21 protein-coding genes are annotated in these 26,012 nt (G+C 52.9%); 12 read left to right on the top strand and 9 right to left on the bottom strand.

All coding sequences use genetic code 11. The features are described from left to right. Nucleotides 1–383 precede the first annotated feature (383 nt). The 5 genes from uvrC to gpmI all read right to left on the bottom strand — a co-directional run bounded on the left by uvrC (nucleotide 384) and on the right by gpmI (nucleotide 6,786). Nucleotides 384–2,207: an excinuclease ABC subunit UvrC gene (gene uvrC / locus Q4E93_RS25910; RefSeq protein ID WP_303590310.1), complete on the bottom strand. Its 1,824-nt coding sequence runs from the start codon at nucleotides 2,205–2,207 to the stop codon at nucleotides 384–386. A 5-nt stretch (nucleotides 2,208–2,212) separates the two neighbouring features. After that, nucleotides 2,213–2,815 (bottom strand): hypothetical protein, encoded by a 603-nt coding sequence (locus Q4E93_RS25905; RefSeq protein WP_303590309.1) that lies wholly within the window; start codon nucleotides 2,813–2,815, stop codon nucleotides 2,213–2,215. A gap of 15 nt (nucleotides 2,816–2,830) precedes the next feature. After that, on the bottom strand, nucleotides 2,831–4,462 hold the full coding sequence (locus Q4E93_RS25900) for an outer membrane beta-barrel protein (RefSeq protein ID WP_303590308.1): 1,632 nt from the start codon (nucleotides 4,460–4,462) through the stop codon (nucleotides 2,831–2,833). A 46-nt stretch (nucleotides 4,463–4,508) separates the two neighbouring features. Then, a complete protein-coding gene (locus tag Q4E93_RS25895) occupies nucleotides 4,509–5,084 on the bottom strand; it encodes an RNA polymerase sigma factor (RefSeq protein WP_303590307.1) in 576 nt (191 codons plus the stop codon). A 178-nt stretch (nucleotides 5,085–5,262) separates the two neighbouring features. Beyond that, nucleotides 5,263–6,786, bottom strand: coding sequence for a 2,3-bisphosphoglycerate-independent phosphoglycerate mutase (gpmI, locus tag Q4E93_RS25890; protein ID WP_303590306.1), 1,524 nt, complete (start codon nucleotides 6,784–6,786; stop codon nucleotides 5,263–5,265). Between the two features lie 152 nt (nucleotides 6,787–6,938). Between gpmI and Q4E93_RS25885 the strand changes: the two genes are divergently transcribed. The 4 genes from Q4E93_RS25885 to Q4E93_RS25870 all read left to right on the top strand — a co-directional run bounded on the left by Q4E93_RS25885 (nucleotide 6,939) and on the right by Q4E93_RS25870 (nucleotide 8,925). Next, a complete protein-coding gene (locus Q4E93_RS25885) occupies nucleotides 6,939–7,328 on the top strand; it encodes a DUF4783 domain-containing protein (protein ID WP_303590305.1) in 390 nt (129 codons plus the stop codon). Nucleotides 7,329–7,409: 81 nt separating this feature from the next. Further along, on the top strand, nucleotides 7,410–8,270 hold the full coding sequence (gene nadC / locus Q4E93_RS25880; protein ID WP_303590304.1) for a carboxylating nicotinate-nucleotide diphosphorylase: 861 nt from the start codon (nucleotides 7,410–7,412) through the stop codon (nucleotides 8,268–8,270). Nucleotides 8,271–8,308: 38 nt separating this feature from the next. Then, a complete protein-coding gene (locus Q4E93_RS25875; RefSeq protein WP_303590302.1) occupies nucleotides 8,309–8,650 on the top strand; it encodes a translation initiation factor in 342 nt (113 codons plus the stop codon). 11 nt (nucleotides 8,651–8,661) lie between these two features. Continuing rightward, nucleotides 8,662–8,925, top strand: coding sequence for a hypothetical protein (locus Q4E93_RS25870; RefSeq protein WP_303590300.1), 264 nt, complete (start codon nucleotides 8,662–8,664; stop codon nucleotides 8,923–8,925). Nucleotides 8,926–8,963: 38 nt separating this feature from the next. Here the strand turns inward: Q4E93_RS25870 and Q4E93_RS25865 are convergent, their stop codons facing one another. Then, nucleotides 8,964–11,579, bottom strand: coding sequence for a PKD domain-containing protein (locus tag Q4E93_RS25865; protein ID WP_303590298.1), 2,616 nt, complete (start codon nucleotides 11,577–11,579; stop codon nucleotides 8,964–8,966). 222 nt (nucleotides 11,580–11,801) lie between these two features. Continuing rightward, nucleotides 11,802–13,253, bottom strand: coding sequence for an NADP-dependent isocitrate dehydrogenase (locus Q4E93_RS25860; protein WP_303590297.1), 1,452 nt, complete (start codon nucleotides 13,251–13,253; stop codon nucleotides 11,802–11,804). A gap of 95 nt (nucleotides 13,254–13,348) precedes the next feature. Here Q4E93_RS25860 and apaG point away from each other — a divergent pair, with 95 nt between their 5' ends. Further along, the gene (apaG, locus tag Q4E93_RS25855) at nucleotides 13,349–13,735 is read left to right on the top strand and encodes a Co2+/Mg2+ efflux protein ApaG (protein WP_303590296.1); all 387 of its coding nucleotides are present in this window, start codon (nucleotides 13,349–13,351) and stop codon (nucleotides 13,733–13,735) included. Between the two features lie 260 nt (nucleotides 13,736–13,995). After that, entirely contained in the window at nucleotides 13,996–14,322 is a 327-nt protein-coding gene (locus tag Q4E93_RS25850) for a hypothetical protein (protein ID WP_303590294.1), read from the top strand. Here the strand turns inward: Q4E93_RS25850 and Q4E93_RS25845 are convergent. After that, nucleotides 14,317–16,365, bottom strand: coding sequence for an OPT family oligopeptide transporter (locus tag Q4E93_RS25845; protein ID WP_303590292.1), 2,049 nt, complete (start codon nucleotides 16,363–16,365; stop codon nucleotides 14,317–14,319). The two genes, Q4E93_RS25850 and Q4E93_RS25845, sit on opposite strands and share 6 nt — an antisense overlap. Nucleotides 16,366–16,382: 17 nt before the next feature. Further along, the gene (locus Q4E93_RS25840; protein WP_303590290.1) at nucleotides 16,383–18,065 is read right to left on the bottom strand and encodes a peptide MFS transporter; all 1,683 of its coding nucleotides are present in this window, start codon (nucleotides 18,063–18,065) and stop codon (nucleotides 16,383–16,385) included. Between the two features lie 194 nt (nucleotides 18,066–18,259). On the opposite strand from Q4E93_RS25840, the gene purD reads away from it, so the two are divergent. The 6 genes from purD (at nucleotide 18,260) to mrdA (ending at nucleotide 26,012) form a co-directional block, all read left to right on the top strand. Further along, complete coding sequence (gene purD, locus Q4E93_RS25835) at nucleotides 18,260–19,540, top strand: phosphoribosylamine--glycine ligase (RefSeq protein WP_303590288.1); 1,281 nt, start codon at nucleotides 18,260–18,262, stop codon at nucleotides 19,538–19,540. A 27-nt stretch (nucleotides 19,541–19,567) separates the two neighbouring features. Continuing rightward, entirely contained in the window at nucleotides 19,568–20,641 is a 1,074-nt protein-coding gene (locus Q4E93_RS25830) for a tryptophan 2,3-dioxygenase (protein WP_303590286.1), read from the top strand. Nucleotides 20,642–21,109: 468 nt separating this feature from the next. Next, nucleotides 21,110–22,135 carry a rod shape-determining protein gene (locus tag Q4E93_RS25825; protein ID WP_303590284.1) on the top strand — a complete coding sequence of 342 codons (1,026 nt, stop codon included), beginning with the start codon at nucleotides 21,110–21,112 and terminating at the stop codon, nucleotides 22,133–22,135. A gap of 57 nt (nucleotides 22,136–22,192) precedes the next feature. Then, on the top strand, nucleotides 22,193–23,047 hold the full coding sequence (mreC, locus tag Q4E93_RS25820) for a rod shape-determining protein MreC (protein ID WP_303590281.1): 855 nt from the start codon (nucleotides 22,193–22,195) through the stop codon (nucleotides 23,045–23,047). Then, entirely contained in the window at nucleotides 23,044–23,577 is a 534-nt protein-coding gene (locus Q4E93_RS25815; protein ID WP_303590279.1) for a rod shape-determining protein MreD, read from the top strand. Before mreC ends, Q4E93_RS25815 begins: the two co-directional genes overlap by 4 nt. Before the next feature lie 161 nt (nucleotides 23,578–23,738). Continuing rightward, the gene (gene mrdA / locus Q4E93_RS25810; protein ID WP_303590278.1) at nucleotides 23,739–26,012 is read left to right on the top strand and encodes a penicillin-binding protein 2; all 2,274 of its coding nucleotides are present in this window, start codon (nucleotides 23,739–23,741) and stop codon (nucleotides 26,010–26,012) included.

Raw genomic sequence — 26,012 nt, 5'->3', positions numbered from 1 at the left:
AGATAAAAATGTAAATAATTAAAGGGTATCGTAAAAATACGATACCCTTTTCCTTTAGGAGTATCACCTCATTTCCTCCTGGGGTAATACCTTAATAAATAACTAAAAATTAATTAGTTAGTATGGAATTTTTTTTTCTCAAAATACCCAAAAGCGGGTATTGTTAAATAAAATTGTTTTACTATTTTTACACTGGTTTTTCATAGGATATTGGATTTTAAAAACGGGGCTGGATGTCTATCCGGGCCCCTTTTTTTTCTAGGCGCGTCCAGCGCCTTGAAAAAGCGCGCGAAGCGCGCAATAGATTAGCGTCTAACTAAACTCCGGCAGCGCAGCTGCCGAAAGAAACTGCAAGCGCCTGCGAATACGCAGGAAATGGAGGTTTACAAGTTTTCTTCCCGAGGCGGCGGACTAAAATGCGCCTTCACCAGCTTCGCCTTTGCTCCACCTATCACAGCGGCTATTTCTTCTTCCGTCAATAGTTTGATCTTGTTCACCGACCTGAATTCCTTTAGCAGCATGTCTGCGGTGCGACGGCCGATGCCCTGGATCTGCTCCAGCTCATTTACAAAAGTACCTTTGCTTCTTTTCTGCCTGTGAAATGTAATGCCAAAGCGGTGTACTTCATCCCGGATACGGCGGATGAGCTTCAGACTGTCGCTGTTGTATGGCAGCTTGATGGACTCGGTATCGCCGGGGAAAAAGATCTCTTCCTCATTCTTCGCCAGGCCTACCACTGTCATCATCCCGGTGAGTCCCAGCTCCGTAATGCTTTCCATGGCCGCGCTCAGCTGACCTTTGCCGCCGTCAATGATCACAAGCTGTGGAAGGGACTGTTGCTCTTCCAGCAATCTTCGATATCGCCGGTGTACCACCTCTTTCATCGTTGCGAAGTCATTGATGCCCTGTACCGTCTTCACATTGAAATGACGATAATCCTTTTTGCTTTCCACTCCATCTCTGAAGCAGACCATCGCGGACACGGGGTAGCTCCCCTGGAAATTGGAGTTATCAAAGCATTCGATGTGTATGGGCAGTTCCGACAGCTGAAGGTCTTCCATCAGCTGATCAAGCACTTTCTTCCGCTCGTCCAACGTCTTGCCTTCCAGCTGGAGGATCTTCTTTTTGCGCAGCTCTTCCCGGAAATAGTCCACGTTCTTCTCCGATAGCTCCAGCAGCTTTTTCTTGTCACCTCCTTTTGGTATGGTGAGGGTGATGCCTTCTTCGGGGTATTCAATGGGAAAAGGGAGGATGATCTCCCGGGCATGGCTGTTAAAGGTCTCTCTTAATTGCGCCACGGTAAATGCGAGCACTTCCTCGTCCGACTCTTCGAGGTGTGTCTCTACTTCCGTCGTATGTGTCTGTACGATGGTGCCATTCTCCACCATCAGGAAGTTGACATAGGCATGGTCGCCGTCCCGGAGCATGGAGAATACATCCGCGTGGCTGAGATGCCGGCTGACAATGATGGAGCGGGACTCATAGGTCTCCAGGTGCTCGAGCTTTTTGCGGACGATCTCGGCTTTTTCAAAATTCATTTTCTCGGCCAGCTCGCGCATCTCTTTTTTAAATTCCTGCATCAGCGGTCCGAGATTGCCTTTCAGGATATTCTTCAGCTGCACGAGGCCTTCTTTATAATCTTCAGCCGTCTGCAGCCCCTCGCAGGGACCTTTGCAGTTGCCCAGGTGGTATTCCAGGCAGACTTTGAATTTTCCTTTACGGATATTGTTATCAGTAAGATTGAGCTGACAGGTCCGCAGCTGGATATTGCCCTTGACAAAGTCCAGCAGCTCGCGGACCTTTCCCACCGAGGTGAACGGGCCCAGGTATTCAGATCCGTCATTGATCTTGCGGCGGGTGAGGAATACACGGGGGAATGGTTCGTTCTTGACGACGATGAAAGGGTAGCTCTTGTCGTCCTTCAGGTTTATGTTAAATTTCGGCTGGAACTGCTTGATGAGGGAATTTTCCAGCAGGAATGCATCCTGCTCCGAATTCACGATGGTGAACTCGATGCGCCGGATACGCTGCACCAGCTCATGGGTCTTATAAGTGGTGAAGGTCTTGGTGAAATAGGAGCTTACTCTTTTACGCAGACTTTTGGCCTTCCCGACGTAGATCAGCTCATTCTTTTCGTCGAAATATTTGTAAATACCCGGGTCTACAGGTATTGTATGTGCGATATTGCTAAACTGCTCCTGCGTCATATTTTTTAGTCTGCCTCTTCATTGTTCCAGATCACTTTCAGCTGCCGGGTCTCGGGTGTTTTTCCGGTAGCCTGAAAGCTGGTGATCACCAGGAAACTGTGCCTGGACTGCCAGTACATTTTCTTTACTACCAGGGTATCCGACTCGCGGGCGGTGCGTTCCAGGTAGATGCTTTTCACTTTGTCAAATCCTTCACCGGAAGCGACCACTACGTCCACGCGGCGAAGGGGCTGCTCTTTATTCTTTGGAGAATAGGTGAAGCTGAGATAGCCTGTCGTCTGGTCGCCAAAGGAATTCTCCGTAAAACCCTGCTGCAGGCTGTCCAGCTCAGGCATCAGGAAGGAGGACGCCAGCCTGTTGAACTCCTTCGGCGTAAGAAAGGAGGAATCCGTCCTGTTATGCACGGTCTCACATTTCAGTATGGCCAGGGGGGTGGAGTCGACATACCGGATCTCAGACTGCAGATAATCTGCTACGGGAAAGAATTTTTGGGCGGTCGTATCCGTGGCTTTGGATACCTTGTCTGGGGTAGAGGCGGGGGTCTTTTGGTTTCCACAGGCAGCTAAGAGCAGCAGGCAGCCGGCGAAAAAGGATACCGTTATGTTCATGCCCCAAAATTACGATTATGGAATGGCTTTGACAATGCCGATCTTGAAGCCGTATCCCTTCAGGTGTTCCTGGATGGGATAGCCGCTGTTGAAGGAGGACAGCAGCTGGTAGCGGAATTCGGGCCCGGCTTGCAGGCGCAACCCGTTGGGCAGCCTGTAGGAAAGGAAGGTTTCCAACCCTCCGTAGAGATTCCATCTTCTGAACTGGCTGGGGCCTTTGACATAATTGTAGTAATCACCCGTCAGCAGATAGGAGTTGGTATTCATCAGGTAGCTGGGTTGTATGGTGGCAGCCACATTAAGCTGCAAACGCTCGTTGCCCATGATCCTCAGCTCGAAGCCGATGGGTGCGGACAGCTGATAAAAATCGTTGGTGAGGTTGACCTGCGCCCTGCTGTCGAAATTGGTAACGGTGTTACGGGCCATCATGCTGTCGATATAATAGCCGTAGTAGGAGCTGAGGTCGGCGGTGGGCCGCAACGGCTTGCTCGCATAGGCTTTCAAGGTATTGCGGCTGAAATTGAACTGCAGACCTCCCTTGACCGTCAGGTTGCGTGTCAGCCTGTACATGATCATACCGCCCACTTCAAATCCGAGGGAGGGTTTGTGGTCGATGTAATCGGTGGCATCACCGTGCATAAAGTATGTCTTGGATCCAGGTTGTCCGCCTGACAGGCTCCTGTAGGTGAGGGTGGGTGATACGTATAGCTGGAAGTATTTTCTTCCTCTTTTGGCGGCAGCGGGCATATTGTAAACGGCATAATCATACAGCCAGTTGATGCGCTGCTGATCGGCAATGGCTTCGGTGAATACGACCTTACCGCCGGCCGCCTTACCCGCGGAGTCGACCAGGGCTTCGCTACCTGTGACGGCACCGGTGGTGGAGCGGGTTATCGCAAGATTATTCCTGGAGAGCGGGTTGTTCCTGGCTGCGTGTACGGGGGGATCGATGTCTTTAGCATTTTCGGCCGCTGCAGGCGTGTTGGAAATAAAGGTCAGCGACCTGTCCGTGCCTGGTGAGGTCCCCGCGCCTGCCGGAGTATTGCCTGCTGCGATGACATTCCGGCCTGCCTGGGCGGCGGAGCCGGCCGAAGCCGAAGCTGCATCTTCTGTCACGCCGGGTGACTGGAGTGTCGGCATTATGTGCACTGCTGCGATCAGGGGAATGGAAGGGGGCTCTGAAGGGAGGCTGACCACCTGGCTCAGCATCCCGGAAATGTCCGGTTGGCTCTTTGCCGGACCGCTTACCCTGATGTTGATCTCTCTGTAGGAGCGATCATCAGCGCCTGGCGCATTACGTTTATTGGCCTGGAAAGCGGCTGTATTACGGCGTTGGCCCGAAAGGGCCACCAATGGGGAAGGACTTTCATTTTCATCACTGGCGACTGCCGGGTCAGCGAGACCGTGGGTGGCGGCGGCTGATCGCCTGGCCAATTCTGCTTTAGAGGGGGAAAGGAGCTCTCTGCCGGCGAAGAAGAGGATGCCTGTTACCAGCAGGGACATGCTTGTTATGAACCATCTCCTTTTAGTGTGCAATGAACCGTGGATACCCTTCCATACCTTCTCTGAGGGGTACATTTTGTATTGCTCCGTCTTTTCCCTGAGCAGTTGTTCAAATTCCTCACTATAGAAGTTGCTCTCCCGCATTATCAAGCATTTTTAGACATATTTTCATGGTTTGGATCTTTTTATCTTATCGGATAGCAAACAGCCACGTCGACTTTTCTCTTGGTTTTGGTAGTATTTTCTTCCTGATCAGTATATCTTCCAACATTTGTTTAGCTCTGGTGTATTGACTACGACTGGTGCTCTCCTCGATGTCCAGCATCTCCGCTATCTCTTTATGAGAGTACCCTTCGATGGCGTACAGGTTAAGAACGGTGCGATAGCCGATGGGCAGGATCCGAATGCATTCCACGATCTGTTTGGCCTGCACGATGGATGGAACGCTTTCCTCCCGCACCTGGACACCGCTGGCATGGACGATATCCAGGCTCTCATTAAAGCGTTTATTCTTTTTCAGGTTGTTGATACAGGTGTGGACGATGATCCTCCTGATCCAACCTTCAAATGCACCTTTATTCTGGAAAGTATGCATTTGTGAAAAGACCTTAATGAACCCTTCCTGTAACATGTCCTCCGCGTCTTCTCTGTTGTGAGCAAACCGATAACAGACTGCCAGCATTTTGGGGCTGTACCTGTTGTACAGTTCCCGCTGGGCAGCCGCCGAGTTTTTTAAACAGCCTTGTAAAATGGCTTCTTCGGTCATATCGTCACCGGAATTGGTTGCCCTGTAATTTAGACAATTTTTGTGACGCAAAGCTGCATGGCGGAAAAAAAGGTGCAAGCACCTAAATGAGCTTCAAGCTTCAAGCTGCAAGCTACAAGTCGGACCTATTAAGTGCTTATATGTACCTGGCTTGCAGCTTGTAGCTTGTGGCTTGCAGCTAAATAAGCACTTTCCCCGTCATTTCCGGCGGAATGGGCAATTCCATGAAAGTCAATATGGTAGGCGCCAGGTCGCCCAGCTTGCCCGGCTGGACTTTCCCTTTCCAATCCTTGTCGATGATGAAGAAGGGGACCAGGTTCAGGCTATGGGCCGTGTTGGGGCTCCCGTCGTCGTTGACCATATAGTCGGCATTCCCGTGATCGGCCGTGAGGAATACGGTGTAACCGTTGTCCAGCGCGGCTTTTACCACTTTTTCCACGCAGCTGTCCACCGTCTCGGCGGCCTTGATGACGGCCTCCCAGACGCCCGTATGGCCTACCATATCGGTGTTGGCGTAATTCAGGCAGATAAAATCCGCCGATTGTTGCCGGATCTCGGGCAAAATGGCTTCGGTCAGCTCCAGTGCGCTCATTTCGGGCTTCAGGTCATAGGTGGCCACTTTCGGCGAGGGGACCATGATCCTTTTTTCCCCCTCGAAAGGGACTTCCCTGCCCCCGCTGAAGAAGAAGCTCACGTGCGGGTATTTTTCCGTTTCGGCTATGCGGATCTGTTTGAGCCCCAGTCCCGCGATGATCTCTCCCAGCGTATTTTTCAGGTCGTCATTTTCGAATATGACATGCACTCCCTTGAAGCTTTGATCATATTGGGTCATGGTGGTATAGTCCAGGGACAACCGCTTCATCTCCTGTTCGGGGATATCCGTCTGCGTTAGGACCTGTGTGATCTCACGGCAGCGGTCTGTCCGGAAATTGAAGCAGAGGGCGAAATCCCCGTCCTGTATAGTCGCCAGCGGCTGCTGATCTTCATCAATGATGACGGTGGGCTTGATGAACTCGTCCGTGATCCCCGCGGCATAGGCCTGTTCCACGGCAGCAAGGGCGTCCGTGGCTTTTGCGCCTTTACCATGCACCATGGCGTCATAGGCCAGACGGACGCGTTCCCAGCGTTTGTCACGGTCCATGGCATAATAACGGCCGCTTACGGTGGCAATTTTGCCTGTCGTATTGTTCAGGTGCTCCTGCAGCTCGCGAATGAAGCCCAGTCCGCTTTTGGGGTCCGTATCGCGGCCATCCGTAAAGGCGTGGATATATACCTGGTCCAGGCCTTCCTGTTTGCAGACGTCCACAATGGCTTTTACGTGATTGATATGGCTATGCACGCCGCCATCGCTGACCAGGCCAAGGAGGTGGAGCGGCTTGCCTTTGGTTTTCGCGCCGCGGATGGCGTCAAGCAAGATCTTATTTTGGGCGAAAGAGCCATCCCGGATACCTACATTGATACGCTGCAGCTCCTGGTAAACGACCCTGCCGGCCCCCAGGTTCAGGTGGCCTACTTCCGAATTGCCCATCTGGCCTTCCGGCAGCCCTACCGCTTCGCCGCAGGTCACCAGCGTAGTATTGGGATATTGCTGATATAGCGAGCTGACAAAGGGAACCCGGGCATGCTGGATGGCATCCGATGACTTTTTCTTTCCTAACCCCCACCCGTCCATTATGACCAGGATTACTTTCTTTTTAGGCATAAAAACTGATTTTTTACATGATCGTGGCGGGCAAAGTTAGGAAGAATAGCGATTAAAGGGGGCATCTACTTACCTGATAATGGTATTTTTACACATGGAAGATAGTTTGGCATATAATTGGTATTAAGCGAGTCGACTAATATTCTATTCATATGAAAAGCATCCTTGGATTGGCAGTCATGACTATGGCGCTCGTCCTGGTTTCTTTCCGAACTGATTACAGCATTGAGGACATTGCCACTGCGATGCGCTCCGGAAACATTAACCAGCTATCCCGTTATCTTGACACGAGGGTAGATATAGCTCTCCCCGAAAAAAGCGATACTTACAGCAAAAGCCAGGCGGAGATGATCATCCGTGATTTCTTCAAGACCAATGTCGTTCGTAATTTCCTGGTCAAGCACAAAGGCGAGAACAGCGGCCTTGAATTCTGCATAGGCGTCCTGCAGACCCGCAATGGAGATTACCGGACCACCCTATTTATCAAGCAGAAAGGCGACAGGCTGCTGCTGCAGGATCTCCGTTTTCAGCCTGCAGAATAGCTCCTTTTTTTATCGTTTAGCTTCCCTTCCTTTCCTCCGTACCCCGTATTACCGCATGGTGAATTCCTGTATCTTTACCGCATGTCCAACAATTTTGACGATCAATTGCGATTCCTCGTGGAATCTGCCTTGCGGGAGGATGTTGGTGATGGCGATCATTCCACTTTATCCTGTATCCCTCCCGAAGCAAGGGGTAAGGCTGTCCTGAAGATCAAGCAGGATGGGATCCTTGCCGGCATGGAGATAGCAGAAAAAATATTCCGGCTGAAAGAGCCTTCCGCGATTTTTACTCCTTTCAAGCAAGATGGCGAGATCATGAGGGACGGCGAAGAAGCATTCGAGGCTGAAGCCACCGTGCATACTATTCTGCAATGCGAGCGCCTTATCCTTAACTGCATGCAGCGTATGAGCGGTATTGCCACGCTCACCCGGCAATATGTCGACAAACTGCAGAAGTATAAGACGCGCGTCCTGGATACGCGTAAGACCACGCCCAATTTCCGTCTGCTGGAGAAGGAAGCCGTCCGCATCGGCGGCGGTATCAACCATCGCTTTGGGCTTTATGACATGATCATGCTGAAGGACAATCACATCGACTATGCCGGCAGCCTGGAAAAGGCGATTGAAAAGGCCAGCGCTTACCGGCAGGCCTACCGGCCCCATCTTAAGATAGAAGTGGAGACCCGCAATATCGAAGAGGTCCAGCGGGTGCTGGACATCGGCAAGGTAGACCGGATCATGCTGGATAACTTTACTCCCCGCCAGCTGTCCAAGGCCCTGGCCCTGATAGGCGAGCGGTATGAGACGGAAGCCAGCGGCGGCATCAACCTTAACAACGTCGAGGATTATGCCCGTACCGGTGTGGATTATGTCAGCATCGGCGCGCTGATCCACCAGGCAAAGAGCCTGGACCTTAGCCTGAAGGCCATCACCGTACAATAGCTGCGTATGGCCCCAGGGCACCTTATAAACACCAGAACATGAGCAAGAAAAAAACGAATTCCTCCGGTATCGTCTTTTCCACCGACCCTGATTTCCGGATAGACGAGGACCTCCCCCAGGAAATAACGCTGGCGCCCCGCCAGCAGAAATTACGTGTCAAGCTGGATACCCGGCAGCGGGCCGGCAAGGCGGTGACCCTCGTAGAAGGTTTTGCCGGTACGGCGTCCGACCTGGAAGACCTGGGTAAAAAGCTAAAAGCCCATTGCGGTACGGGCGGCTCGGTGAAAGACGGGCAGATCCTGGTACAAGGCGATCAGCGGGATAAGGTCCTGCAATGGCTGCTTAAACATGATTACAGCTCCTCGAAAAAAGCCGGATAATTTGCGGTGATATGGACAGTCCCGTATTGTTTATTTTGCTGGTTGCGCTTTGCATCGGCAGCGCACTGACCACGCTCATCAGCTTTACCCTCTATATCCGGACCAGGCTAACGGAAAGGGATCATCCGGATGAGACAGGACCGGATCAGCATCGCAGGCATGAAGAGCTCGACAGGAAAGAGCGGCTTTATCAATCCATCCACTTCATTTCCCTATTGGCTTTCGTGATGCTGGGAGTATTGATCCTGGTAATAATAGCCCGGCGGATCGATTGATCCGCCGGGAAGATGAATGAAATAATATGGAGGTCCTGTTAGTTGACCAGCAGCTTGAATGTTTTAGGTTTCTCTCCTTCCGTCACTACCATCAGCACATACGTTCCTTTCGTAAGTCCAGTGGCGGGTATGGTCTGCCGGAAATAGGTGGATTGGTTATCCAGCACGACCTGTTTTACCAACCTGCCTGAGATGTCATAGATCAGGAACTTCACGGTACCTGCTTTCATGCCCTGTCCTTCGACGGCAAACTGCTGGCCGGCGGCAACGGGGTTTGGATAAACCTTGAGGCCGGAAGAGGCGCTGTCGAGCATCAGGCTGGTCGCGTTGGCGGCTGATGTTTCCACGGCGCTGGCCGTTGTCGGTTTTACGGTGAGCTTCATCTGGTCGCTGGTCTTAAGTCCTGTTGTGCTGGTGATGTCTACTTCGAAGACATAGGCCCCTGCTATCAGGTTGCTGACGACGGGCTTGATACTACCCCGGCCAGAGATGGTCGCCGCGTTGGGACCGGTGATCTGTTTCCAGGTGCAGGTTTTGACTTTCTGACCTTTCACCGTACATACGCCATTGATCATATAAATATTGAGCGGCAGGGCAATCGTGGCATCGCCGCCGGCGCTTGCGGCAAAAGTGGAAGTGACAAGCGGATTCACCGTCACCGTCGTCTGGTCGGAGGCAGAATTTCCGGACGTACTAGTAATGGTTACCTGGAAGACGTAGGAGCCCTGGATGAGCCCGCTGACGGTGGGGCTGATGGATCCTGCGCCAGTGATCGTGGCCTTCGCCGGGCCGCTGACCTGGGTCCATTTACAGGTGGCTACGGCCTCTCCTTTAACGGTGGCTACGCCTGCGATCTTTGTATTGCTGGTCGGCAGGGTCATGCTGATATCCGGACCGGCGCTCACGGTGAAGACGGAAGTCACCGGTGCGGCGTTCACTTTGACCGTCACCTGGTCGCTGGCGGACTTGCCCGAGGCGGTGGTGGTGGTGAAGGTGAATACATAGGTGCCCTGCACCAGACCGCTGACGTTGGTTTTTCCGCTCCATGCATCTGCAAATACGGCGGTGTTGGGACCACTGGCCTGCGTCCAATGATAGGTCGAGATAGTACTGTTCGTTGCCGAACCTGTACCGGTGAGGGCGGCGCTGGCGGTGGGGAGTGTGATGGACTGATCAGCACCGGCATTTGCAGTGACGGTGACAGCCGGCGCTGCATTCACTACTACAGTCACCTGGTCGCTGGCGGATTTGCCCGAGGCGGTGGTGGTGGTGAAGGTGAATACATAGGTGCCCTGTACCAGACCGCTGACGGTGGTGTTTCCGCTCCATGCATCTGCAAACACGGCGGTATTGGGGCCGCTGGCCTGGGTCCAATGATAGGTGGAAATGGTGCTGTTGGTTACCGTACCCGTGCCCGTCAGCGCGACGCTGGCGGTGGGGAGGGTAATGGATTGATCAGCTCCGGCATTTGCGGTGACGGTGACGACCGTCGCTGCATTCACGACTACAGTCACCTGGTCACTGGCCGACTGGCCCGTGCTGCTGGTGACGGTGAATTTAAACACGTAGGTGCCTTGTATCAGTCCGCTGACGGAAGTCTGCGCGTTCTTTGGAGTGGAGAAAATGGCAGTATTGGGACCGCTGACCTGTGACCACTGGTAGGCGGTGATGGTGCCATTCGGTTCCGCAGCGGTACCTGTCAGCACCGTGCTGGCGGTGGGAAGGGTAATAGCCGCGTCATTCCCGGCGCTGGCGGAAGGCGGCGGCACGGTGGTACCCTGGTCGATGATGACATTGTCTCCGCTCCTTTTATATTGAAGCATCCACTGGTAAATATTGAGTCCGGCGCTGTTCTTGATCCCTGGTACATTGACGGTGCCGTAGGTCTGAAACCAGCCGCCATGGCCGGTGGCAGGAAAGATGGTCTCCAGGGGAGCCGGGGTTTCTTTAAGCCCCTGCAGCAGAGAGATCCAACCCGTCGTATAGGACAAGGGGACCGTAGGGTCGCTCTGGTTGTGGGTGGCCCAGACGGGTACATGCTCTGCCGCTATATTGGAGGCAGGTGAACTTTGCGGATAGGAAGCGCCGGCTATCGGAACAATGGCCGCCAGGCGTTTAGCGTACGCCTTGGAATAGCCCGGGTAGTTCCAGGTGATGCCTCCGCCCATGCTGAGGCCGGTGAGATATATCTTACTTTGATCCACCCTATAGTGACTGATGGCATAGTTGATGACGTCGTTGACCGTGTTGGGCTCATCGGCTCCCGGAGGCCAGGCGTTCAGCTGGGGGGCGATGACGATGAACTCAAAAGACTTGCCGTTCACGACCACCGGATCGGGGAAGTTGGCGTTATAGCCAAGGTTCACCTGCTGGTTGATCTGCTGGGTGGGGCCGTTGTGCAGGACATTGACAAGCTGGGCGTTGCCGTCGCCTATCTCACCCATGCCATGGATGAAGACCAGTAAGGGATAACTCTTACCGCTGGTACTGTAATTGGCCGGAAGGGAATTGTAAAAACCGTTGACGTACTTGTTGATCGGCGTGCTCTTGTACGCTGTCAGCGTTCTTTTGGATTGAGCGAAGATCAGGCCTGGAACCGAAAGGAGCGCCAGGCATAAAATACCTGCCTGACAGAATTTGTACAGTTCTTTCATAATTTACGTGTTTAAATAAGTCTTTAAAAGGAAATAGAAATAAGGTAGCAACGCCGTTCTATGGGTGGGTAAAAGGGGCAACTGTGGAACCGCGGTAACACGGCAAAATCCACGCCAATCTTGGGTTTCTGGCCAATAGGAGCTATAATATTTTCCATGGGGGCTGGCATGATTTTTTCATGCCGGCGCGCACAATAATCTCAGATGCGTGGCATGATTTTTTCACTGCCCCTGCGCCAGCGAGTATGCTTTTTTATTCCCCCACATATTGAGCAGTTCAGACGAGCAGATCTTGAAATCCCCGCTGAGGCTGACATACAGGCCCAGCACGTCCTGCTGGTTCAGGGGTGACCCGTCGATGCTTTCAAAGCGGACATTGTATTGGTTGACAAGATTCGTATAGACGGAGCCGGTAGGCCACACCTGTGTTCCCCTGTTGCTGATGTTGATGAGGTTGAATTTCACGCCTGCATGACGCTGGCATTTTTTGGCGATGGTCTCGGGCTGTTCCGAGCTCTCGATAAAAAGGTCCACGCCGACGATGAACTCTTTCTGCGTTTCTTCGGTGACCATCATTTCATTGCTGGTGAGCTTAAAGGCTGTCTGCGTAACGGGCATATTCGGCAGCAGGGGCCTGGCCATGTGTTCCGGCGTTTTGCCGAAGTTCTTTATGATGGATTCCGCAAAGGCCGTCGTGTTCAGGGAAGGGGTGTTCCTGTCGCCGAAGTCCCCGGTATGTACGCCCTGTTCCAGGGTATACAGCAGCGCATTCTCGATGATGGCGGCATTTTCCATCAGTCCCAGGTGGCGTAGCATAGATATGCCGCTGAGCAGCAAGGCTGTAGGGTTGGCGATGTTCTTTCCGGCGATGTCGGGGGCGGTACCATGGACTGCTTCAAAAATCGCGATGTGATCGCCGATGTTGGCCGAAGGGGCGAATCCGAGTCCGCCTACCAATCCCGCGCAGAGGTCGGAGATAATATCGCCCTGCAGGTTCGTGAGGACTACTACGTCGAATTCCTGGGGACGGACCACCAGTTTCATGGCCAGATCATCCACGATGACGTCATCGGCTTTCAGCTCGGGATATTCCTTTGCCACTTCCTGGAAGCATTCCAGGAACAGGCCGTCTGTCAGCTTCATGATATTCGCCTTGTGACCGCAGGTGATGCGGCGGGCGCCTTTTTTCCTGGCCATCTCAAACGCATACTTGATCACCTGCAGGCTGCCCGGACGGGTGATAAAACGGCGGCTGAGCGCTACGTCCTGGGTCAGCATATGCTCGATCCCGCCGTAAGTATCTTCGATATTCTCGCGTACAATGGTGATATCAATGGGAATGCCGGCCTTGGAAAACACGGTATCCACGCCGTGTAATGTTTGAAAGACCCGTTTGTTGGCATAGGTGTTCCATGTCTTGCGCGCCGTAACGTTCACGCTTTTCACGCCCTTGCCTTTAGGCGTTTCCATCGGTCCTTTGAATAAGATCCCCAGTTCTTCGATCGTCTGTTTGGCCTCGGGCGTCATGCCATTGGAGAATCCTTTGTCGAATACCCACTTGCCCATATCTACGAAAACATATTCCAGCGATACCTTTCCTGCCTTGAATATATTGAGCACTGCGTCCATGATCTCCGGCCCTATGCCATCTCCCTTTGCTACTGCGATCTTCATATTTTGTTATTTTATATCTATGCTGCTACGAATCAGGCGCAAAATTAAGCCAGTTTTTCCGCTGATTTTGATTAATTTTAGACAAAATTGATTAGATGGCAAATAAGATCTCAGAAGGCGTGGAGGTAAGCGTTGAGACCTTTTATCAACCGGATTACTCCAATCCCCTTTCCGGTGAATATATGTTTGCCTATCGCATCACCATCGAAAATCACAACAATTTTTCTGTCAAGCTCCACCGGCGTCACTGGCATATCTTCGACAGCAACGGCAGTTACCGCGAGGTGGAAGGAGAAGGGGTGGTTGGGGTACAGCCCATCCTGAACCCCGGGGAGAGGTACCAGTATGTCAGCGGGTGCAACCTGCGCACCGAAATGGGCAAGATGTATGGCTCCTATACGATGGAGAACCTTAACAACAAGAAAAATTTCGAGGTCAATATCCCGATCTTCGAGATGATCGTTCCTTTCAAAATGAATTAACCCGAACGAACCGGAGGTTCGTTGCCTATAACCGCAAGGTTACGACCGTACCTGAGGAACGAAAGGTACGAACGAGGAAAAAGCGAGGAACGCAGCTTTGACGAAGTTCTGAGTGAGGGCCCGGAACTCCTCCGAAGGTCTCAGATATTAGATGATTCCGGGCAACGCGTTAAATTTTTGAAAAAAGCGTTGACCGGATATTTTTGGGTGCAACGGGTCTCCGGCGGGCGTTGTCTATAGTGGACCTTTATGCAAGTACTATGAAATTTTCATTGATCTTATTGCTGGCCCTGGGCATGCTGGCCTCCTGCCAGAAGAGCAATACCGAACCCGGTGCTTCGACGGTCACCGGACAGCTGAAGTATGGCGGCGATCCCAATGCGGACGGGCTGGGCTATTACATCGTCACCGACAGTACCCATGAAAATCTCCATCTTCAGCATCTTCCGGCCGAATTCAAACATACGGATGTAAACGCCCATGTGGCCATCAACTTCTTCGATACGGGCCGGACATTAGGAATGGAGGCCCTGCCCGGCGTCACGGGTCCCCGGATCGTTGTCGTTAAGTCTATTCGAAAACTATAAGGACTTTTCTTTTGCAATGGCTGTCCTGTAAAGGACATAGCCCATGATAGCGAAGAAGGCGACACCCAGCAGATAGTAGGGCATCTCTCCCATCGACTTACCCAGGGTCTCTTCCAGGCTGAGCTTTTTAAGGAAGTCGGAAACTTTTTCCGGGATGCTCAAAAAGGCAAAGATGACTCCCATCAGGGCGCCGCCTGCCACCAGGCCGGTGGCGAACAGGTTGCCTTTTTCCAACTCTTCTTCACCTTCTTTTGTCTGTAAGCCTCTTCTCTTTTTGGCCTTATCGGCCAATCCGCGGATCATGCCACCGATGTAGATGGGCAGTGTGGTGGAGAGGGGCAGGTAGACGCCGATGGCGAAGCTTAGTGCGCGGACCCCGCAAAGCTCCACGACCAGGGCGAGGAATGCGCCGGCCAGTACGAAGTTCCAGTCCAGCTTTCCACCCTGTATGCCTTTGATGAGGGTGGCCATCAGGGTGGCCTGTGGGGCGCTGAAGGTATAGCCGATGGCGTGTTGGATGCCCTGGGCCCGCAATGCCGCGGTGGGCATATCCAGGATCTTAATGGTGAAGCCCACGGCCAATGCCGAAACAATGACGCCTATGAACAGCGCCAGCTGCTGATAGCGGGGGGTAGCGCCCACCAGGAAGCCCGTCTTCAGGTCCTGGGAAGTGCCTCCGGCGTTGGAGGCGGCGATGCAGACCATTCCCCCTACTACCAGGGCCATGGCTTCGTATCCTTGCCCTCCCCAGCCCACGGCCAGGAAGATAAGGCAGGTGCCCATGATGGTGGCGATGGTCATGCCGGAGACGGGACTATTGGATGACCCGATGATGCCCACGATGCGGGATGCTACCGTGACAAAGAAGGCGCCGAAGACGAGGATCAGCACCCCGATGAGCAGGCGGCTGAAGAAGGAGTCTCCGGGAATGATATTCAGGCAGGCAATGAGCAGCACCAGGCCGATGCTGCCGAACAGTACGACTTTCAGGCTCAGGTCGCGTTCGGTACGGATGCGGCTGTCGGCACCCTTTTCTTTTACGGAGCCAATGCTTTCCTTAAAGGAGGATACGATGGTAGGGATGGTCTTGATGAGGGTGATCAGGCCGCCCATGGCCACGGCTCCTGCCCCGATCTGCCGGATATAGGCCCTGTAGATCGCGGAAGCGGGGTCTGTGAAGGTTTGGGTAACAGGGTTCCATCCACCCGTGCCACCGGCCGTATGAATGTCTTTGAGCATCCCCAGCTTGACCAGCTGCAGCGCGATGACCGAGGGGTTGACCAGTGAAGCCAGGAGCGGCTGCATGACCAGCCAGCTCAGGACGCTGCCTGCCACCAGGACGCCGGCGATGCGTGGACCTACGATATAGCCCAGGCCCATATATTCCGGGGTGATGTCGGCCGAAATGCGGGCGGAAGGAAATACGCTGTTAAGGGATTTGTATTTGGCCGTATCGAACAGCGGTGTTTCGGCGACGACCTTGAACATTTTCTGCAACAGGGCGTAAACGAAGGCGAAGCCCAGGCCCTGAAACGCTGTTCTGGCGAAGCTTCCTCCTTTTTCGCCTGCGATCAGCACGGAGGCGCAGGCTGTCCCTTCCGGATACGGCAGGGTCTCGTGTTCTTTTACGATGAGGCTGCGACGCAAGGGAATCATTAGCAGGGTGCCCATAATGCCGCCGAAGATGGAGAGAATGAAGATGACGGCATAGTTGAAATAATTGCCGGATTCGACGTTGGAAAGAAAAAGGAACCCAGGCAGGGTAAAGACGACGCCTGCCGCGATGCTTTCGCTGGCGCTGCCGGTGGTCTGGATAATATTGTTCTCCAGGATGGTGGTCCTGAATAATTTCCGTCCCAGGGTAATGGCGAGTACCGCTATAGGGATGGAGGCCGACACGGTGAGGCCTGCTTTCAGGGCGAGGTAGACGGTGGAGGCGCCGAAGAGGATCCCGAAGAGGCTGCCCATCAGGACGGCCTTGAAAGTAAACTCTTTCATCTGGGTATCCGCACTGACAAAAGGTTGAAATCGTTTTTCAGCCATTGTTGATTTTTTAGGAGTTAAGCTTCGCCTGTTTTTTCGCGGACGATCCTGTTGAGGGATTTGATGCGGCTAAAGATCAGGAAACTTCCGAGCGTACCTGCGACAAACCATATCAGGAAGAACACTTTTTTGTCGGGGAACTTATCCCAGGAGCTGGTCATCAACCCGGCGAACTTTCCGCCCAGCGACATGGTGAGGAACCAGCCCCCCATCAGCAGGGAGGTCAGCCGGGGCGGCGCCAGCTTGGACACGAGCGAAAGGCCCATGGGGCTTAGGAAGATCTCAGCCACCGTAACGAGAAAGTAGGTCCCCCACATCCATCCCGGCGATACCTTATAATGATAGATAGAGGATACGGAGAGGACGGCAAATACCATCCATAGGGAGGACAGGCCGGAAACAAAAAGGGCGATGCCGAACTTAGCCGGGGTAGTAGGTTCTTTTTTCCTTTTTCTAAGCCAGCCGAACAGGAGCACGAGCAGGGGTGTCAGGGTCACGATGAAGAAAGGGCCGATAGACTGGTATAGCTCTGCATTGGCCAGTTTCTGCTCCTGGCCAGGTGGCGGCCAGTTTTCCCGGGGGACATTATTATAGTAGGGGTCCGGGCCCATGGTCTTTACGATATGGCCGCTGTCATCCGTCACCGGCATCAGGTGATCATCCAGTTTTTCCGTTTCCCGGGGGGTGGTGCTTACCGTTTGCATCAGTCCCATCTGGTCGGCCACTTTTTCCGTGATGGCCGAGGTGATCGTCCTGTCCGTATGCCTTTCCGTCCAAAGGGTATAGGCCGTAAAATTCTGATAATACAGTGACCAGAAGATGACGGAGACGGCAAATATGAACAGCAGGGCGCCGATGCCTTTTTTATCTTCTCCCCTGGCTTTCACCCATAAGGAGATAAAATAGCCTATCACTGGCACGCAGGCAAAAACGAAGGCGTCATTGGAAGGTTTGCCCATCAGGGTGGTATGGAAGACCCTCGACGGCACATAAAAGCCAATGATAGCCGCCACTATGGCGGGTACGAATACGTACAGGGAGATCCTGGACAGGTGCATGTCTTCCGGCTGAGCAGGTTTCAGCACATTCCCTACCCGCACCTTTGAAAGATTCAGTCCGAAAGTGATCAGGGCGATGATCATCCCGATGCCGGCGGCACCGAAAGCATATCCCCAGCCATATTTGTTCCGCAGGTAGGCTGCAACGAAATTGCAGAGTAGGGCGCCGATGTTGATGCCCATATAAAAGATATTGTATGCATTGTCCTTCAGGGGTTTCAGGTCTTCCCGGTTGTAAATATTACCCAGGAGGGTGCTGATATTGGGTTTGAAAAAGCCGTTGCCGACGATGATCAATCCAAGTGAAACGTACATGGTGGTGTCTCCCGGCAAAGTGAGCCCCAGGTAGCCGGCAGCCAATAGTGAGCCCCCGATAAAGATGGACTTGATATAGCCCAGATAGCGATCGGCTATAAGCCCGCCTATGAATGGGGGAAGCCAGATGAGGGCGATGAAGGTGCCGGTGATATCAGCCGCCGTACTGGCATCCATGCCCTTGCCCCCGTTGTTCCTGCTGTCCAGCAAATAGAGCAGCAGGATACCGGCAATGAGATAGTAGGCGAAACGCTCCCACATTTCAGTTAAAAAACATACATACAATGCCTTGGGATGCTTGCCGGTCAGGGTTGTAGGTTGACTCATGGGTTGAATTATTGGTGCCTAAAATACAGATAAATACCTTACGGACGGTGTTGCGCGTCATTTAATGGACAAAAGCGGAGGAATACCGCATATACAGGCTGTTGTACCTTTGCAAAAATTCTTTTTCAGAATGTGCCCATGAAATTCGAATTTCGGGCACTTAAGTTGAAAAGCGCACCATAATTTACACCCCCATGAATATTTTATTGTTAGGCTCGGGTGGTAGAGAGCATGCGCTGGCCTGGAAACTTGCCGGCAGCAGTCTCTGTTCATCACTATTCATTGCTCCTGGAAATGCCGGTACGGCTCAATGCGGCACCAATGTCGATCTGTCTCCTGTAGATTTCGAAGGCGTCCGGAAGTTCTGTTCAAAACAGAAGATCGGGATGGTAATTGTAGGCCCGGAAGAGCCGCTGGTAAAGGGTATTGTGGATTTTTTCGCCACGGACCCGGACCTGCAGCATATTCCCGTCATTGGGCCTTCCGGAAAAGGCGCGCTGCTGGAGGGCAGCAAGGCCTTTTCCAAGAAATTCATGGAGCGGCATCAGATCCCTACCGCAAGTTACCGTGAGTTCAGTACCGCTAATTTCAGCGAGGGTATTACTTATCTGCAGCAGCATAGCCTGCCGATCGTACTGAAGGCGGATGGCCTGGCAGCGGGCAAGGGCGTGGTGATCTGTCAAAACCATATCGAGGCGGTGGCCGAGTTCGAGCTGATGCTGCAGGGCAATAAGTTTGGCGAGGCAGGCAGCAAGGTGGTCGTGGAGGAATTCCTCTATGGCATCGAAATGTCTGTCTTCGTGCTGACGGATGGGCGGCATTACGTCGTCCTGCCGGAGGCAAAAGACTACAAGCGGGTAGGTGAAGGTGATAAAGGCCCGAACACCGGGGGGATGGGCGCCGTCAGTCCCGTACCCTTCGCCGACGAGGTCTTCATGTCCAAGATAACACAGCGGATCATTGTTCCCACCGTGGAAGGCCTGGCAAAAGAGGACATTGATTATAAGGGTTTCATCTTTATCGGTATTATTAAGGTGGGGGAAGAGCCTTATGTCATCGAGTACAATTGCCGGATGGGCGATCCTGAGACGGAGGTGGTGATGCCCCGGCTAAAGAATGACCTGGCGGAGCTTTTCCTGGCCGTGGCTGAACAGCGCCTGGACAAGGTGAAGATCGAGATGGACCCGCGTATTTGCTGTACCATTGTGGCTGTCAGCGGCGGCTATCCGGGGAGCTATGAGAAGGGGTTGCCGATCACGGGACTGGAAGAGCCATTGCCGGAGGACAGCCTGATATTTCATGCCGGCACCCGTATGGAAAAAGGCGAGGTGCTGACGAATGGGGGCCGTGTCTTGTGCGTGTCATCCTTTGCCGAAACTGTTTACGAGGCTGTCGACAAGTCCAGGGACGTGCTGGAAAAGATAAATTACGAAGGCATTTACTACCGGCGTGACATCGGCTATGAATTCCTGTAAAGAACTTAATTGTATTATACCTCCAATATGTCTAATGAAGTCCATTACAACGATTACCTGCAGCTGAACCAGATCCTGAACGCACAATCTCCGGAGAGCGTGCTGCGTGGGGAGCCTGCCCATGATGAGATGCTCTTCATCGTCATTCATCAGGCCTATGAACTTTGGTTCAAGCAACTGTTGTTCGAGACCGGTTCGGTCATCGACATCATGCAGCAACCTTCCCTGAATGACAACGCTCCGGAGCTGCAAACCGTCGTGCACCGGCTTGGCCGTTGCGGAACCATTCTGAAAGTGCTGGTTCACCAGATCGATATCATGGAGACCATGACGCCCATGGATTTCCTGGACTTCCGGGATATGCTCCGTCCTGCCTCCGGCTTCCAGAGCTGGCAGTTTAAGCTGTTGGAAGCCCGCCTGGGGCTTAAATACGAGCATCGGTACGGACAGCAGTATTATGTCTCCCAGCTTCGCCAGCCCGAGATAGATACCATCAAAGCGGCCGAAAACGCCCCTTCTCTTCTTGAACTGGTCAATACCTGGCTGGAGCGGATGCCTTTCTTCCGCCTGCCTGCGGATGGGCCCATACCCGGGGGCGTTATTCCACCGCAGGATCATGGGATTGCTTTCTGGGCGAATTACAGGCAGCGCTACCTGGAATCTTTGGCAGAGCGGGAAAAGTCCAACCTTGACCTCTTCGACAGGATCTTCTTCGGTGCTCCCTCACCGGAGGGACCATTCGCTGAAAGGACTTTTGCGGAAAGTCGCTCGCTTTCTCCTGCTGCGAGCCGCGCTGCGCTTTTCATCATGCTTTACCGGGGATATCCCATCCTGCAGCTGCCTTTCCAGGTCCTGCATCAGCTGCTGGAGATCGATGAGCAGCTGAGCACCTGGCGTTACCGGCATATGAGCATGGTACACCGGATCATTGGTACGCGCATCGGCACGGGAGGCAGCACGGGTAAGGATTACCTGAGCGCGGCGTTAATGAAGCATCATTTGTTCAAAGACGTTGCAGGGCTCACGAGCTTTCTCATTGAAAGGAAGCGATTGCCGCAACTGGATGCTGAAATGGAAAAGAGGTTGGGGTTTGCGCGCTAGGACGAGCCACAGGCTCGGCGGCTGTAACTAAGCGTAGCGAAGGTTATGAACGAGACGGGCCGAGGGCCGAAGGGCCGGCGAAGTTCCCAATTATGAGATCGTTTTCGGAAGGACTTGTCCTTTCCGAAAACAAGAGAGGGACTGCATTCGAAAAAATCTTTGCGGGCACATTGCCCATCACATACGCAACTCTAACTTTTTTCGTTCTGTACAGTGAGTTATACCCTTTGAAGACGGCCTTCAAAAAAAAATTTGGCAGTTAAAGCTTTGTGGAAAATAATCCGATGAATCAAGGGTTTCACCTTTGTAATTCAAATTATTTCCTTCAATTTTGCTGTCCAAGTGGTACCCGAGGGTAACCGAAGGGTACGGACGAGGAGGAGCGTGTCGAAGCAGCTCCGACGAAGTACTGGTACTGCAAGGGTGCACTAATAGCTGAAATTTCAAAAATCTGACCTTTATACTAAAATGGGATTATTCAATTTCCTTACGCAAGAAATAGCCATGGACCTGGGTACCGCCAATACCCTCATCATACATAACGACGAAATTGTGGTGAATGAACCGAGCATCGTTGCGTTGGATCGCAACAACCCGAAAACCGTGCTGGCCGTGGGCAAGCGAGCCCTGATGATGCACGAAAAGACCCATGAAAGCATCCGCACCGTAAGACCGCTGAAAGATGGCGTTATCGCTGACTTCAACGCAGCCGAGCTAATGATCAGGGAGATGATCAAGATGATCTATCCCAAGAAGCCGCTGTTCCCGCCCAGCTGGCGGATGATGATCTGTATCCCTTCCAGCATCACTGAAGTAGAAAAGAGGGCCGTCCGGGACAGTGCCGAGCAAGCCGGGGCCAAGGAAGTATACCTGATCCACGAACCTATGGCAGCAGCCCTGGGCATCGGCATCGACGTGGAAGAGCCTGTAGGTAATATGATCATCGACATCGGCGGCGGTACCACCGGTATCACCGTCATTGCCCTGGCCGGGATCGTATGCGATCAATCCATCCGGATCGCCGGCGACGAATTCACGGCCGATATTATGGAAGCGCTCCGCCGTTACCATTCCCTGCTCATCGGCGAACGTACCGCTGAGCAGATAAAGATCCAGATCGGCGCGGCCCTGAAGGACCTGGACAACCCCCCTGACGATATTCCTGTCAATGGACGCGACCTGGTAACTGGTATCCCCAAGCAGATCATGGTAAGCTACCAGGAGATAGCCGAAGCGCTCGATAAGAGCATCTTCAAGATCGAAGAAGCTATCCTGAAAGCCCTGGAAACAACACCACCGGAGCTGGCAGGCGACATTTACCGCCGCGGCCTCTACCTGACGGGTGGTGGCGCCTTATTGCGCGGACTGGACAAGCGCCTGAGCCAAAAGATCAAGTTACCTGTACACATCGCCGACGATCCTCTGAAAAGCGTTGTCCGGGGTACCGGCATCGCCCTGAAGAATTACGACCGTTATCCCTTCGTCATGCGATAGGAGGATGGCGGCCGAACTAAAACCAGAAAAAGGAACCCGAAATAAATCTACACAGCGGTGCGTAACGTTTTTCTCTTCATCAGAAGGCATTTTAACTTCCTCTTCTTCCTGGTGTTGCAGATAGTTTCCCTTTCCTTCCTCTTCCGATATAACAAGTTCCATGAAGCGGCCTTCATGAATGTCAGTACGGAGCTCACCGGCAGGATCAACGAAAAATACAATGGTATCGAATATTATTTCCAGCTAAAGCGGACCAATGAGTCGCTGGTGAAGGAAAATATCCGTCTGCGCCAGCTGCTGAAAGAGAATTATGAGGCGCCGGATTCAAACAGGCGCCTGGTGATGGACACGATCCGGGTGGACTCGGCCAGGTCTATCCTTAAATACAACTACCTGGAGGCAAAGGTCGTCGGCAATACCACAGCGCTTCAGTTCAATTATCTTACGATCCACCGGGGCTTTGCCCAGCAGGTTCGTCCCAATATGGGTGTGGTAGGGCCGCAGGGTATCGTGGGCACGGTGGTCAATGTCAGTGAGAACTATGCCACGGTGATGAGCCTGCTCCATCGCCAGTACAAAGTGGTTGTCAAGCTGAAGAATGGAGCGGAAAGAGGCGCCATTGAATGGGACGGCCTGAGCCCTCTCTTTGTAACTCTGAAGGATATTCCCAAAAGCGCCAAGGTGGCCAAAGGCGATACCGTCCTCACCAGCCAGACTTCTTCGCTCTTCCCGGCCAATATCATGGTAGGTACCGTTTATGACATTGTCCCGGATAATGCCAGCAATTTCTATACATTGAAAGTAAGACCCGCCACGAACTTCTTTAATATTGAGTATGTGTATGTTATAGATAATATGCAATTCGAGGAGCAAAAACGCATAGAGGACTCTACCCGTAAAAAAGTACAATGAGCGAGCTGCTGAAAAATACTATCCGGTTCATCTTATTCATCCTGGTACAGGTGTTCATCCTGTTCAAGATGCCGCCCTTGCACCGGTTTATCACCCCCTATCTTTATTACCTGTTCATCCTTTGGCTCCCTTTCAGCCTGTCCAGGGCCGGCCTCACGGTGGTGGGGTTCATTTTTGGCCTCAGCCTGGATTATTTCAGCAAAACGCCCGGCCTCCATGCTGCGGCCTGTACCCTGATCGCTTATGTCAGGCCTTTCGTCATTGGTCTGCTCATTTCGCAGGAAGGCGCCGACAAGAACTATATTTCTCCTTCCATCGTCAGTATGGGATGGGCGCCCTATGCGACTTATGTCATCGTTCTTACCTTTCTCCATCATACATGGCTGGTATTACTGGAATGGATGAGCTTTGGATCTTTCCTGTATTTTTTGGGTAAGGTCATCGCTTCGACGGCTGTCAGCCTACTGCTGGTGCTGCTGACAGAATTGCTGTTCTTCCGCAAGCAGAAATTCAGAACCAATACTATCTAGCCTCAAGCTACAAGCTACTAGCTGCAAGCCAGGACTTAAATAAGCGAACTTGTAGCTTGTAGCTTGCAGCTAGTAGCTAAAAGCCAGTCGCCGAGGCAATGATTTTTAGGCGATCAGCGTTAATATACCGTACTTTGTAACCCGTTGGGAGTTCCCTTTATATGTCTGTATTTAACCAGTCCCGTAGTAATGTTGTCCGCCTCATATTTGCGGGTATGTTCCTGATCATCGCGGCGCAATTGTTCCACCTGCAGATCATCTCCAAGAAGTATAAGCAGCAGGCGCAGGAGAACGCCCTGTACCGGAAAAGCATTTATCCTTCCCGGGGGATCATTTATGACCGTAAGGGAAGGGCGATACTCAACAATACCATTCTGTATGACCTGATGGTCACGCCTGCGCAGGTGAAAAATATCGACACAGCGTATTTGTGTCAGCTGATAGGCATCGATACGGTGGAGTTCCGCAGCCGTGTCCTGGATGCAAAAGCCAAGAACGGACCTTTCCGGCCTACTATTTTCGAGGATCTGCTGCCACCGGAGATGTATGCCCGACTGGAGGAGAATATCTGGAAATTTCCGGGATTTAACCTGCAGGAGCGACCGGTGAGGGTCTATCCTTACAATGCGGCGGCCCATATCATGGGTTATGTAGGGGAAGTCGATTCGGCTATCCTGCGAAGATCCAACAATTATTATCAGCTGGGCGACTATGTGGGGCGCAGCGGCCTGGAGCAGTATTATGAAAAGTCGCTGATGGGACAGCGGGGCATTGAATTCTGGCTGAAGGACAATAAGAACAGGCTGGTGAGGCGCTATGGCAATGCGGACCTGGATACGCCCGCCATTGCCGGAAAGAATCTCCATACCTATATGGATATCGAGCTGCAGCAGCTGGCTGAACGGTTGCTGGCAGGCAAGACAGGGGCTATTGTTGCCCTGGAACCATCCACCGGGGGGATATTGGCCATGGCATCCGGGCCGAACTATGACCCCAACTCGCTGACCGGACCGGACAAGCAGACCAACTATGCAAAACTGGCGCTGGATGTTTCGGGACCCATGCTGAACAGGGCAATCAAGGGGCAGTATCCCGCCGGCTCGACCTATAAGCCTGTGGGGGCGCTGATCGGCCTGGACGAAGGGGTGATCGATCCCTCCAGCGGGATTGGATGTCTGGGCACTTATTATGGCTGCAACAAACCGGTGAAATGCCTTGAGAAATGGCCTGGTCACGCGGCCAATTTGCGTCTTGCCATAGCCCACTCTTGTAATTCTTTCTTTTGTAACACTTTCCGGTTGACTGTCGATAATCCGGAATATCATAGCTCGCGTAAGGGACTTCAAAAATGGAAGGAGTATGTCAACGCATTTGGATTGGGGCATCGCATCGGGGTCGATCTGCCCAGTGAGGATGGGGGCAATATTCCGGATACGGCTGCGTATGACAAGGAATACAACCACAGCTGGAATTCCTGTACAATGGTGACCATGGGGATAGGGCAGGATAAGATGACGGTCACTCCGCTGCAAATGGCCAATGCCATGTGCATTGTCGCCAATAAAGGGTATTACTATACGCCTCATTTTGTAAAGGATATCGAAGGCGCTGCGGAAGAAGACACGTTGCTGAACCGTTTTCACCAGAAGCATGAGCCCGTGTCGCATATTACCGATGATGTCTTTGAAGTGGTGCGCAGCGGTATGCAGGATGTGATCGAGATTGGCACAGGCCGCCCGGCGCGGATACCCGGTATTACGATGTGCGGTAAGACGGGGACGGCTGAGAATAAGAAAGTGATCGACGGTCGTGTTCTCAAGATGCGCGACCACTCCTGGTTTGTCTGTTTTGCACCCCGGGAAAATCCCAGGATCGCGGTAGCTGTCATTGTGGAAAATGGGGGATACGGCGGGGCGCAGGCCGCACCCATCGCGTCTTTCATGGTTGAAAAATACCTGAACGACACGTTGCGGAACGAGCGACTGGCGGATGTCAACAGGATAGCCGGCGTGAACCTGATGCCCAAATACCTGGTCCGTCTTCAATTCAAGGCAGATTCCGGCCGCGCGGCCGACTGGGCCCGGCTGACGGGGGACAGCACCCGGCTGCTGAAGTATTTGGACAAGGCCAATCGTACGTTCTTATTGGATACTTCGGAAGGCTCAAGAAATCCTTTGATGCAAAATATCCGGAAGATGCCGGGTTACAAGCCCCTGACACCCAGGCTAGCGCCTGTGGTGCCGGCAGCTGCGGCAGCTACGCCAAGACAGGATTCCGGTCGTCGTGCTTCTGCCCCGCCGGATTCGCCGGCGGCCCATCGAAGGCCGGATACCCCGGTGGTCCACCGCAGGCCGGACACGGGGGATAGCCGCAAGCCGTCATCCACGACTATTAAGAAACCATCGGATCAGAAGGGGGATTCCACCCAACGATAA

The sequence above is a fragment of the Flavitalea plasmicola genome (assembly GCF_030546645.1).
In the GTDB taxonomy this organism is placed as follows: Bacteria; Bacteroidota; Bacteroidia; order Chitinophagales; family Chitinophagaceae; genus Puia.
This window is presented reverse-complemented; position numbering and strand designations above follow the sequence as displayed.